This is a genomic window from Asticcacaulis sp. AND118, from assembly GCF_020535245.1.
Classification (GTDB): Bacteria; Pseudomonadota; Alphaproteobacteria; order Caulobacterales; family Caulobacteraceae; genus Asticcacaulis.
Genome location: NZ_CP084910.1, coordinates 1,842,680 through 1,854,839 on the forward strand (window position 1 = coordinate 1,842,680; position 12,160 = coordinate 1,854,839).

8 protein-coding genes are annotated in these 12,160 nt (G+C 62.7%); 2 read left to right on the plus strand and 6 right to left on the minus strand.

Translation table 11 applies throughout. From position 1 onward, the window contains the following. Positions 1-2: 2 nt before the first annotated feature. The 3 genes from cyoE to coxB all read right to left on the minus strand — a co-directional run bounded on the left by cyoE (position 3) and on the right by coxB (position 3,727). The gene (gene cyoE, locus LH365_RS08890) at positions 3-992 is read right to left on the minus strand and encodes a heme o synthase (protein WP_370639723.1); all 990 of its coding nucleotides are present in this window, start codon (positions 990-992) and stop codon (positions 3-5) included. 87 nt (positions 993-1,079) lie between these two features. Then, the gene (gene ctaD, locus LH365_RS08895) at positions 1,080-2,762 is read right to left on the minus strand and encodes a cytochrome c oxidase subunit I (protein ID WP_226743291.1); all 1,683 of its coding nucleotides are present in this window, start codon (positions 2,760-2,762) and stop codon (positions 1,080-1,082) included. A 23-nt stretch (positions 2,763-2,785) separates the two neighbouring features. Next, positions 2,786-3,727 carry a cytochrome c oxidase subunit II gene (gene coxB / locus LH365_RS08900; protein ID WP_226743292.1) on the minus strand — a complete coding sequence of 314 codons (942 nt, stop codon included), beginning with the start codon at positions 3,725-3,727 and terminating at the stop codon, positions 2,786-2,788. A 419-nt stretch (positions 3,728-4,146) separates the two neighbouring features. Between coxB and tldD the strand changes: the two genes are divergently transcribed. Both tldD and LH365_RS08910 read left to right on the plus strand, forming a co-directional pair. Continuing rightward, on the plus strand, positions 4,147-5,610 hold the full coding sequence (gene tldD / locus LH365_RS08905) for a metalloprotease TldD (RefSeq protein ID WP_226743293.1): 1,464 nt from the start codon (positions 4,147-4,149) through the stop codon (positions 5,608-5,610). A 164-nt stretch (positions 5,611-5,774) separates the two neighbouring features. Beyond that, positions 5,775-7,751, plus strand: a complete 1,977-nt coding sequence (locus LH365_RS08910) for a TonB-dependent siderophore receptor (protein ID WP_226743294.1) — start codon at positions 5,775-5,777, stop codon at positions 7,749-7,751. A gap of 67 nt (positions 7,752-7,818) precedes the next feature. Here the strand turns inward: LH365_RS08910 and LH365_RS08915 are convergent, their stop codons facing one another. From LH365_RS08915 to LH365_RS08925, 3 genes are all read right to left on the minus strand, one after another. Next, complete coding sequence (locus LH365_RS08915) at positions 7,819-9,705, minus strand: peptide MFS transporter (RefSeq protein ID WP_226743295.1); 1,887 nt, start codon at positions 9,703-9,705, stop codon at positions 7,819-7,821. 141 nt (positions 9,706-9,846) lie between these two features. After that, positions 9,847-11,220, minus strand: coding sequence for a glutamate--cysteine ligase (locus LH365_RS08920; RefSeq protein ID WP_226743296.1), 1,374 nt, complete (start codon positions 11,218-11,220; stop codon positions 9,847-9,849). Between the two features lie 165 nt (positions 11,221-11,385). Continuing rightward, the gene (locus tag LH365_RS08925; protein WP_226743297.1) at positions 11,386-12,132 is read right to left on the minus strand and encodes a 16S rRNA (uracil(1498)-N(3))-methyltransferase; all 747 of its coding nucleotides are present in this window, start codon (positions 12,130-12,132) and stop codon (positions 11,386-11,388) included. Positions 12,133-12,160 lie beyond the last annotated feature (28 nt).

Sequence of the window (12,160 nt, forward strand, 5' to 3'; positions counted from 1 at the left end):
GTTCAGGCTCCCATAAAGGCGTGATGAATCAGCAGCGCGGCGAACAGCGCCGTCAGATAGAGGATGGAAAAGGCGAACAGGTTGCGCGCGGCCAGTGCTTCCTTCTTGACGTCGTAGAGCGAGTTCTCGCCGCCTTCGGGATGGTCGCCGGCGCGCGACAGGAACAGACGCACCGCCAGAAAGATAAAGAAGGCCCCGCCCAGCACCGACACTACGGCGTAGATCATGCCGCCCAGGCTGAAGGCCACGGGCAGGCAGGCCACCGGAGCCATGATCAGGCTGTAGATCAGGATTTGCAGGCGCGTCGACTTCGCCCCCCTGGCCACGGGCATCATCGGGATGCCGGCCTTGGCGTAGTCTTCGGCCGTATAAAGGGCCAGCGCCCAGCTATGCGGCGGGGTCCACAGGAAGATGATGGCGAACAAAACCCAGGCTTCCAGCGGCGCGGCGCCGGTCGCGGCGGCCCATCCGATCACCGGCGGGAAGGCCCCGGCGGCCCCGCCGATGACGATATTCTGCGGCGTGCGGCGCTTGAGCACGATGGTGTAGAAGACGACGTAATAGAGGATGGTCAGAGCCAGCAGACCGGCAGCGATGGCGTTGATCGCCAGCCACATCATGGCCACCGACAGAAAGGCCAGCACGCCGCCAAACGCCATGGCGTCGGATTTGGTGACGCGTCCCGACGCTACGGGCCGCCCGCGCGTACGGCGCATCAGGGCGTCGGTTTCGCCTTCTATGGCCATGTTCAGCGCGCCTGCGGCCCCTGCCCCCAGCGCGATGCACAGCACGGCGACGAAGGCCAGAAACGGGTCCATGTCCACCGGCGCGACGACGAGACCGGTCAGGCCGGTGAACACCACCAGCGACATGACGCGCGGCTTGAGCAACTGGAAATAGTCGGTCGGCAGCCCCCGCAAGGCCTTTTCGGCATAGGCGGGGTGTGTCGGGTCCGGCTTCGGCGTTTCGATGGTCACGGGCTTAAGGTTCACAGTGGTACTCGTAAAACAAAGGGGATGACGGCCTCAGGCCCCCATCCCCCGTATTATACCCTCCGCCCGTTACGGGCGATACGGTCTTTAGTGATGGCCGTCTTCGTCCTTGATCACCGGCAGTTCCGAGAACTGGTGATAAGGCGGCGGAGACGACAGGGTCCATTCGAGTGTCGTGGCGCCTTCGCCCCACGGATTGGCCTCGGCCTTGCGGCGACGGATGACCGACTCGACGATCATGATCAGGAAGACCAGCACGCCGATGGCGGTGATGACGTAACCGATCGACGACACCTTGTTCCAGTAGGCGAAGCCTTCCGGATAGTCGACATAGCGGCGCGGCATCCCCTGAAGGCCCAGGAAGTGCTGCGGGAAGAAGACGACGTTCACGCCGACGAACATCAGCCAGAAGTGAATCTGACCCAGCAGTTCGTTGTACTTGATGCCGAACATCTTCTCGTACCAGTAGTAGAAGCCGCAGAAGATGGCGAACACCGCCCCGAGCGACAGCACATAGTGGAAGTGGGCGACGACGTAATAGGTGTCGTGCAGGCTGTAGTCGATGCCGGCGTTCGACAGCACCACGCCGGTCACGCCGCCGACGGTGAACAGGAAGATGAAGCCGATGGCCCACAGCATGGGCACCTTGAAGTCTAGCGAGCCGCCCCACATGGTGGCGATCCACGAGAAGATCTTCACCCCGGTCGGCACCGCGATGACCATGGTCGCCATGACGAAGTAGGCGCGCAGGTTGAAGCCCATACCGACCGTGTACATGTGGTGCGCCCACACGATGAAGCCGACGAAACCGATGGCCACCATGGCGTAAGCCATGGCCAGATAACCGAAGACGGGCTTTTTCGAGAAGGTCGAAACGACGTGACTGATGATGCCGAAGCCCGGCAGGATCAGGATGTACACTTCCGGGTGGCCGAAGAACCAGAACAGATGCTGATACATAACCGGGTCGCCGCCGCCCGCCGGATCGAAGAAGGCGGTGCCGAAGTTACGGTCGGTCAGCAGCATGGTGATGGCGCCGGCGAAGACCGGCAGCGACAGCAGCAGCAGGAAGGCGGTGACCAGCACCGACCACGCGAACAGCGGCATACGATGCAGCGTCATGCCCGGCGCGCGCATGTTGAAGATGGTGGTGATGAAGTTGATCGCCCCCAGGATCGACGACGCGCCCGACAGGTGGAACGAGAAGATGATCAGGTCGAAGGCCGCACCGGGGCTGCCCTTGGTTGAGGACATGGGCGGATACATGGTCCAGCCGCCGCCGAAGCCGTGCTCCGACGCGCCACCGGGCCCGCCGGGGACGAAAATCGAGACCATCAGCAGGATGAAGGAGGCGACCAGTAGCCAGAACGAAATATTGTTCAGGCGAGGGAAGGCCATATCCGGCGCGCCGATCATGATGGGCACGAACCAGTTGCCGAAGCCGCCGATCATGGCGGGCATGACCATGAAGAAAATCATCAGAACGGCGTGGGCCGTCACGACGGCATTATAGCCGTGCTTGCCCTCGAAGATATTGAGCTGATCCAGCAGCGAGCCCTGGACGAAGACCTGCAGACCGGGCTCATAAAGCTCCCAGCGGATCAGACCCGACAGGGCCCCGCCCAGCAGGCCGGCCATGATGGCGAAGATCAGGTAGAGCGTGCCGATGTCCTTGTGATTGGTGGACAGGAACCAGCGCGCGAAGAAACCGGGTTTATGGTCGTGATCGTCGTGATGATGATCGTGAACGACAGAAGCATTCGATGCCATGACGAGCGTCTCTCTTACCTGAATTATTGAACGGCGGGAGCCGCGGCCGAAGCCGCTGCGTCCGCTTCTGCGGGAGCCGCTGCCGAGGCAGCCGTCGAAGCGTCAGCCGAGGCCGCGGCGTCGGCCGCCGCACGCTGGGCTTCCGCCGCAGTCGCCGCTTCTTCGGCGGCGATCATGGCTTTGGTCTTGCCGCCCGCCTTGACGATGTAGTCGTCGAATTCCTTGTCGGTGACGACGCGGATGACGATGGGCATATAGGCGTGGTCGACGCCGCACAGTTCGGAGCATTGACCGTAGAAGACGCCGGTCTTTTCGGCCTTGAACCAGGTCGAGTTCAGACGGCCCGGAATGGCGTCGGTCTTCAGACCGAAGGCCGGAAGCGCGAAGGCGTGGATGACGTCGTAGCCGGTGACCTGCACCTGAACCACGCGGTTCACCGGAACGATCAGTTCGTTGTCGACACCCAACAGGAAGGGCACCTTGGCCTCGTGCGCGGTTTCAAGCTCGCGCGCTTCGGGCAGCAGACGCGATTCGACGCCCTCGACCCCCAGTTCCGGGTAGTCGTAGGCCCAGTACCACTGGTAGCCGGTGGCCTTCACGACAACGTCCGGCGTCGGCATGTCGTTATATTTGCGCAGCAGCGAGAAGGAGAAGAAGGCGATGACGACGAGAATCAGCACCGGCACCACCGTCCACGCGATTTCGATGGCGGTGTTGTGCGAGAAGGTGGCGGGCTTGGGGTTGGCGCGCTTGTTGTAGCGCAGGATGATCCAGATCAGCAAAGCCAGAACCAGCACCACGATCGCGGTGATGACCGGCATCAGGATGATGTCGTGGAACCAGATGGCGTCGTGCTTGAGCGGCGCGGCGGCCGGCTGAAGATCGATGGCCTTGTCGGTCGGCAGCCCCAGATTGTCCTGGGCCCAGACGGCTCCGGCCCCCAGTGCCCCTGCAAGTGCAGTCATCACGGCGGCGGTCCCTGCCATCAGCCTTCGGATGCGCATTCCTTTAATCCCTAATTATGGGTCGCACGGCGCGCCTGTCTTCTAGCGAACAGGAGTTTCCGCGCAGTCCCGTTTAATCCTCGGTCTTCGGGCGTGACAATGCGTCCCCATGGGACACATGGTCTCACCCCGTTGTTCCCCATTAATGCCATATTTGCAAAATGCAAAGGCCTAAAAGCAGCGCGGGCCGACTGTCGGCAAAGACAGGTCCCGTCAGGCGCGGCTTCCGGCGATTTGAGGCGGCTGCGCAGGCGGACCTGCGCGCTTTTGTCGCGCCCCTGGTGGTTGCGGGGCCCCTTGCGGATAACCCACGCGAATCTCTGGTCAAGCGCCACGCGGCGTCCTACATAGAGGTAACACGTTCCACGCCGGTAACCTGAATGTCTCTACCTACGTCTTTGCCCCCCCTCCCCGCCTCCCTGCCCGATTCGATGCGCGATCTCGACCTCGCGGCCTGTCAGGCGGTGCTGGAAGCCGCCCTGCACGGGGCCGATGACGGCGAAATCTATTTCGAGACGCGCGAAAGCGAATCGCTGGTCTTCGACGACGGGCGGTTGAAGCACTCGACCTACGGCGCGGATCAGGGCTTCGGTTTCCGCGTCGTCGCCGGTGAGACCGTGGGTTTCGCCAATGCCGCTGAATTGTCGGTCGGGGCCGTGCGCCGCGCCGCCGACGCAGCGGTGCTGGCCAAACAGGGCAAGGCGGTGAACCTGTCGCTTTCAGCCTCTCTGGCGACCTCCCCCGCCCGCTCCAATGCCCGCCACTACGGCGAACACGATCCCATCGGTTCGATGGCGTTCGGTGACAAGATCGCGCTGCTGGAGGCCATCAACGACTATGCCCGCAGCCGCCACCCCGGCGTGGTGCAGGTCTCGGCCTCGGTCGCCGCCGATCAGCGCCACATCACCATCCTGCGCGCCGGCGGCGAGGTCTATCACGACTACCGCCCGCTGGTGCGCCTCTCCATCGGCGTGTCGGTCGAGCAAGACGGCCACCGCGAAAGCGCCTCGGCGGGCGGCGGCGGGCGCATCGCGCTCGACCTGCTGAGCGATCCGCAATACTGGCAGGCGCAGGTCGATGAGGCCCTGCGTCAGGCTCTGGTCAGTCTCGAAGCCGTGCCCGCGCCGACCGGTGAAATGGACATCGTGCTTGGACCGGGCTGGCCGGGCGTGCTGCTGCACGAAGCCGTCGGTCACGGCCTCGAAGGCGACTTCAACCGCAAGGGCACCTCGGCCTTTTCCGGCAAGATGGGCCAGCAGGTCGCGGCGAAAGGCGTCACCGTGGTCGATGACGGCACCATCCTCGACGCGCGCGGCTCGCTGAACATGGACGACGAAGGCACCCCGACCCACGCCACGACCTTGATCGAAGACGGCGTATTGGTCGGCTACATGCACGACCGCCTGTCGGCGCGCCAGATGGGCGTCGCCCCGACCGGCAATGGCCGGCGTCAGTCCTATGCCCACCAGCCCCTGCCGCGCATGACCAATACCTTCATGACCGGCGGGCAGGACAAGCTGGCCGACATGCTCTCTTCGACAAAGCGCGGCCTCTACGCCGTCAATTTCGGCGGCGGTCAGGTCGATATCACCAACGGCAAGTTCGTCTTCCAGTGCACCGAGGCCTATCTGATCGAAGATGGCAGGGTCACCGCCCCGGTCAAGGGCGCGTCGCTGATCGGCGACGGCCCGGCGGTGATGCGTCAGGTCGAGATGATCGGCGACGATTTCAGGTTTGATCCCGGCGTGGGCACCTGCGGTAAGGCGGGCCAGAGCCTGCCGGTCGGTATCGGTCAGCCCAGCCTGAAAATCCGCGGCCTGACCGTCGGCGGCACCGGGGCGTAAACATGGCATCAGATATTTTGGCAACACTCTGTTAAGCTTTAACAATTCGCCTTTTTCGCATCTGCGAACTTGTCATTTCGCCTTTATGTCGTCATATTGGCTGCCTAGAGCGTAGCTTTCAGTATGTGTGTTTGTTTCCATATAATTTGGAATGACGGGGCGTTATGCGGCTTCTTTGGCTGACATCGGTGTGTGCGCTGGCGATACTGCCGGTTCAGGCTTTCGCCGCCGGTGACACCGTTGCGGTCGCCGCCAGCTATACGGCGGCGGATTTCGTCGGCAAGCCGGTCCAGTCGGCTGCCGACGCGCTCAAATACATCCCCAACTTCATCCTTACCGGTTCGGGCGGGTCGTCCAACGTGCTGATCGACGGTCAGCGCCCCTCGGACACCAATGACGCTCTGGCGCGCCTGCCGCTCAACCAGATCGAACGCATCGAGCGCATCAAGGCCGGCGCCGCCGGCTACGACATGCAGGGCCACAGCGAACTGATCAATGTCGTGCGCAAATCGATGTCGAAGCCCGTGGTGACAATCACCACCTCGGCCAACATCTATCCCGACGGCAAGGTCAAGCCGCAGGTCGGCTTCACGTGGCAGAAAAACCAGAACGGCCGCAATCTCGAAGCCGGCGTCAACCTGTATCAGAACCACGACGAAGGCACAGGCCACGGCGACAAATACACCACCTATGCCGACGGCACGACGCGCCATCAGGCTTTGGATTCGCAAGGGCAAAGCGAAGGCGCGGAACTGCGCGGCGCGTGGGCCGGTCCGGCCAGCGGCGGGCGGCTCGATGTCAGCGGCGCCATGCGCTACAACCGCTCGGCCTTCGACGCCGTCTATGAGAACGGCACCACCGAATACGAGCAGCGCACGGCCGAAAACCTGTCTCAGGAAGTGTCGAGCCGCTACGAGAAGAGCCTCAACAAGAAGTTCAAGCTGAACCTCAACCTGTGGGGCAAGCGCAACGTCAGCGATAACCGCACCGACCGTCAGAAGCCCGCTTCCACCTCGACCTATACCGAGGACAAGGAAACCAGCGAAGGCTCGCTGTCGGCGCAGGCGACGTGGCACTATTCCAAGGCACTGGTGTTTCAGGCCGGCGGCGAGCGTCGTTTCAATAATTTCGACGCCGAATCCCTGTCGGTCGGTTCGTGGCTGGCCGAAGGTGAAGTCCCCGATCCCGGCCGCACACGCGGCGAGGAACAGCGCGGCTCGCTCTACGTTTCCGGCAACTGGCGTCCCAACGACACCTTGACCATCGACAGCGGCCTGGCGGTTGAGAGCATGACCTTCCGCCACCGCGGCACCTACGCCGCCGAGCGGAGCTACGAGTTCCCCAAACCGCGCCTGAGCCTGCAATGGAAGCCCGATCAGGTGCTTCAGGTGCGCCTCAGCCGCGCCCGTGAGGTCGGCTATATGGGCTATTGGGACTTCGTCTCGATCGCCGCGTGGCAGTACGAACGCCCGGACCAGTTGCTCTATCCGCTGAACCTTGTGCCCTACCGCCAGTGGTCGAACGAATTCAGCGTCGACTACCGCTTCTGGGAAAAGGGGCAACTGGCCCTCAGCTATGAACTGAACGACATCGACGACGCCGTCGAGCGCGTGCCCCTCTATACCCAGAACGGCGGCATCGAAGACATCATCGGCAATGTCGGGGACGGCCAGAACCAGCAGATTTCTACGCGGCTCAGCGTGCCGGTCGACAACTATCTCGAAAACGGCATGTTGCGCCTTAACGCCACCTGGTACGATTCCGACATCACCGATCCGCTGACGGGTCATAAGCGGCGCATCTCCGGTCAGACGCCGATGACGCTGTCGCTGAGCTTCAATCAGGACCGCCCCGGCATGTCGTGGGGCTGGTCGGTGGATCGCGGCTGGGACAATACAAGCTGGCGCTCGAAAGAGGTCAGCCACTCCGAAGGCTCGCCGTGGGTCAGCCTCTATGCCGAGTTCAAGCCGTCGCCCAAGCTGTCGGTGCGCACCGAATTGCAGAACCTCGGCTCGCGCACCACGCGCTACGACGTGACGCGCTATGACGGACTGCGTTCGGGCAATGTGCTGTCCTATGAGGAAACGACGCAGCGCGACTCCGAACCGAAGCTCTATCTGCGTATCCGCAACGAGCTTTAAGCGCCTAACATGACACGAAAAACCCCGGCGGTTCGCACCGCCGGGGTTTTTCGTATCCGCCATCCGGTCAGTGACCGGTAGTCGGCGTGTCGTCCGTAGTGTCCGACGCCCCGTGCGCCCAGCCCTTGATCGCGAAGGACAGCAGGAACAGGAGACCACCGAGGATGATGCCGGCCCAGCCGATGGTGTTGAAGGTGTTCAGCGAGGCCTGAAGCGCGGCGTTCGGGTCGAGCACCTGACCGCCCACCGTCTCGGTCGAGGCGAACTTGGCGATGATGGCCGCCAGATACTGCGCGCCCGACGTACCGAGGAACCAGATGGCCATCATGGTCGAGATCAGGACCGCCGGCGACAGCTTGGTCTGCTGCGACAGGCCGACCGGCGACACCGACAATTCGCCCCAGGTGTGGAACATGTAGGTCAGGAACAGGCAGAACAGCGGCACGCGGAAGTCAGGGCCGGCCAGCGGCGCCGACCAGACGAGCACGAAGAAGCCGACGCCCGCCATGACCAGACCGAAGGCGAACTTCTTGACCGGATCCGGGTCCTTGCCGCGCTTGGCGAGGAAGGTGAAGACACCGGCGAAGATCGGCGCGAAGACCAGGATGAAGAAGGGATTGAAGCTCTGGGTTTGCGAGGCGTTGAAGCCCATATCGATCCAGAAGGCCCCCGACGGCACGCCGCCCATGGTCTTGATCTGATCCGGCGTGGCCAGCAGCAGGCTGCCCAGACGCAGGGGCTCGGCGATCAGGCTGAGGTCGGTGTTGCGCTCGGCGAACAGGCTGAGCGACGACCCGGCCTGCTCGAAGAGGGTCCAGAAGATCACCGACGACAGGGTCAGCACCATAGCTAGGCCGAGGCGGTAGTTTTCGACCTTGCTGAACCTGGTGAACATCTGGGTGAACACATAGGCGAGGATGCAGATGGTCGAGGCCAGCAGGGCCCAGCCGACGATGTCGTTGCGCTGGATGACGAAGTAGATGACCGGCACACCGGCCAGACCCAGCAGGTAGATCAGGTTTTCCTTGGAAATCAGGCCGCCGACCTTCTGGCGGATGGCTTCGGGGTTCGGCGGCTCGCCCTTGCCGTCCAGCATCTTCTTGCCGAAGACGAAGACCAGAAGGCCCACCAGCATGCCGACGCCCGCCAGACCGAAACCGGCCCACCAGCCGACGCGCTCACCCAGAATGCCGCAGAGGATGGTGGCCCAGAACGAGCCCATATTGATGCCGAAATAATAGAGCTGAAAGCCTGAATCCCGGCGCGGGTCCTTGTCGCGGTAGAGTTGCCCGACCAGCGACGAGATGTTCGGTTTGAGGAAGCCTACGCCCATGGCGATCAGCGCGATCGACAGATAAAAAGCGTTTTCGGCCCACGGCGTGGCGCTGCGCACGCTCTCGACGAACTGGTCCTTGGTCAGAACGGCCGGCAGCGGCGCATCGGCGGGCAGGCCCTTGATCTCGCGACCGCCGTCGGCCAGCGGCCCGACTTCATAATAGGCGTCGCCAACCTTGAGGCGCGGCGGGGCATTGCCCGATTCCACGTCGCGGATGACGTATTCGTAGGTCGTGCCCTGATAGGTCAGGACCGACTGGTTCGGCGTGCCTTCCAGCGCCATGCCGGTGTGACCGGCCACCAGCAGCAGGCCGCCGAAGATGATCGCCTTGCGCGTGCCGATATACCGGTCGGCCACCAGACCGCCGATCAGCGGCAGCAGATAGACCAGCGAGGTGTAGGAGCCGTACTGGTCGCTGGCCTTGTCGTCCGAGAACAGGAAATGGCGCGTCAGGTAATAGATGAGCAGCGCCCGCATGCCGTAATAGGAAAAGCGTTCCCACATTTCGGCAAAAAAGCAGACGATCAGGCCGCGCGGATGATGGCGCATCTGGGTGACGACCGGAATGGCCGTCAGCAGGGTGATCAGAATCCCTGCGGCGATAACGATATTGATCATGCAAACTTGCCCCGGGTGGCCTGTGCCGGGGCGCCATTCGGGCCGCTATCGGACAACAGACGATTGGATTTGCGGCGATAGGAGCAGCAAATTAACCGGTTGGCAAGCGCACTTCCGTTTCAGGCGAAACGGTATACGGTTTTAGTAGGCTTCTTCTGTGTACAATTTGCGAAGGTCGCCGGCCCACACACCGTTATATTTTTCGATCAGACGCTCGGCGGGGGTGATCCCGCTTTCGGCGATGTCGAACAGTTCGTTGAGATAGCCGGTTTCATCGACCAGCCCCCCCGACAGACGGTTACGCCGCTTGAGGCCGTCACGGGCGATATTGAGCGTATCGCGCGCCCAGTCCTTCACCGGACGCCCGGCGATTTCGCCTTTCAGGCCGGTCCTGGCCGCCATGCCGCGCAGGGTGTCGTGGTCCTCGATACGCCAGCCCTTGACCAGATCCCAGGCGGCTTCCAGTGCCGTCTGATCGTAGAGGATGCCCGCCCACAGCGCCGGCAGGGCGCAGATGCGGCTCCACGGACCGCCATCGGCGCCGCGCATTTCGAGATACTTCTTCAGGCGCACTTCGGGGAACAGGGTGGTCAGGTGATCGGCCCAGTCGTCGATAGTGGGCCGTTCCCCCGGCAGGGCCGGCAGCTTGCCGTCCATAAAGTCGCGGAAGGACTGACCCGCCGCGTCGATATAGCCCCCGTTCGCCGCGCCCTTGCGCTTGACGAAATACATCGGCACATCAAGGGCGTATCGGGCGTATTTCTCGTAGCCGAAACCCTCTTCGAAGACGAAACCCAACATGCCCGTGCGGTCGGCGTCGGTGTCGGTCCACACATTGGCGCGCGCCGACAGGAAGCCGTTGAGCTTGCCCTCGGTGAAGGGCGAACAGGCGAACAGCGCCGTGGCGATGGGCTGCAGGGCCAGCGAGGTGCGGAATTTCAGCACCATGTCGTCTTCGCTTGAGAAGTCGAGATTGGCCTGAATGGTCGAGGTGCGCAGCATCATGTCGAGGCCGAGATTACCGACCTTCGGCATATAGGCGCGCATGATGTTGTAGCGGCCCTTGGGCATGACCGGGGTCTCGGCGCGCGTCCATAGCGGTGAGAAGCCGACACCCAGAAAACCCAGCCCCAGTTCGGAAGCCACGGCCTTGACCTCTTCGAGGTGCTGACCGGTTTCGTTGCAGATATCGTGGATGGTCTCCAGCGGCGCGCCCGACAGTTCGAACTGCCCGCCCGGCTCCAGCGAAACCGACGCCCCGTCGCGCTCCAGCGCGATCAGATTTTCGCCTTCGTAGACACCGCTCCAGCCGAAACGCATCAGGCCTTTGAGCAGGGCCTCGATGCCGTCCGGACCGCCGTATTCCGGGCGACGCAGGTCGCTGAGGTGGAAAACGAACTTTTCGTGCTCGGCCCCGATGCGCCAGCGCTCGCGCGGCTTTTCACCCGAGGCGAAATAGTCCGTCAGTTGCGAAAACGATTGAATGGGTTCCGAAATCTTGACCACGCGCCCCATCCTTGAAGTACCAGCCTAAGCCTCGTGCCGAAAAGTGGGAAACACTTTTCGGAAAACAGGAGGCGCCCAAAATAAATCAGAAAGCTTTCGGAACCGAAAGCGGTCTGATTACAATTCCGGCTATATGGGGGCATCCTCCGCACTGCACAAGTGAATTAGACTAAACTATCGCCAGTCGCCTTTCGCGGCCTGATAGAGGGTCAGGGCCGAAATCGCCGCGGTGTCGGCGCGCAGGATACGCGGCCCCAGATTGACGGCCATGGTATTGGGCAGCGTGCCAAGGGTCTGACGTTCGACCTCGTCGAAACCGCCCTCCGGCCCGATCAGAATAGATACGGCCCCCTCGCCCACTCGGTGCAGCGCTTCGAGCATGGGCGGAATGGTGCGCTCGCCGGTTTCATGGGTAGACTCTTCGTCGCCATAGATCAGGGTTTCAGCGGCAGTCTTGAGATAGGCCTCAAGCTTCACCGGCGCGATGACCTGAGGCACGTCGAGGCGCTCGGTCTGTTCGGCGGCCTCCTGCGCGATCAGTTGCAACCGTCCGACATTGGTGTGATCAGCATTGGTGCGGCGAGTGATCAACAGTTGAATTTCACCAGCACCCAGCTCGGTGGCTTTTTCGATAATGGTTTCAAGACGCGCGCGTTTCACCAGTGCGATCAGCAGCTTGGGCGCAGGGTCTGCGACAGGTTGCGCACGGGTTTGCGCCACCAGCTCGACATGAACGTGCTTCTTGGTCACGGTCTGCAACCGCCCGCGCCATTCGCCGTCACGGCCATTGAAAACGCTGATCTCGTCCCCCTCGCCCAGCCGCATGACCGCCGCGAGGTAGCGCGCCTGATCGGGATTGAGCGGGAAGACCAGCCCTTCGGCGAAGGGCGGCGTGATTTCGGCAATAAACAGTCGGATCATGACGCTCTCATACTGCCTCCGGCCCCCG

Bases quoted from the DNA above. Each gene is read 5' to 3' on its own strand.
- ctaD (WP_226743291.1), bottom strand. From the start codon at position 2,762: ATGGCATCGAATGCTTCTGTCGTTCACGATCATCATCACGACGATCAC.
- coxB (WP_226743292.1), bottom strand. From the start codon at position 3,727: ATGACTGCACTTGCAGGGGCACTGGGGGCCGGAGCCGTCTGGGCCCAG.
- tldD (WP_226743293.1), top strand. From the start codon at position 4,147: ATGTCTCTACCTACGTCTTTGCCCCCCCTCCCCGCCTCCCTGCCCGAT.
- LH365_RS08910 (WP_226743294.1), top strand. From the start codon at position 5,775: ATGCGGCTTCTTTGGCTGACATCGGTGTGTGCGCTGGCGATACTGCCG.
- LH365_RS08915 (WP_226743295.1), bottom strand. From the start codon at position 9,705: ATGATCAATATCGTTATCGCCGCAGGGATTCTGATCACCCTGCTGACG.
- LH365_RS08920 (WP_226743296.1), bottom strand. From the start codon at position 11,220: ATGGGGCGCGTGGTCAAGATTTCGGAACCCATTCAATCGTTTTCGCAA.
- LH365_RS08925 (WP_226743297.1), bottom strand. From the start codon at position 12,132: ATGATCCGACTGTTTATTGCCGAAATCACGCCGCCCTTCGCCGAAGGG.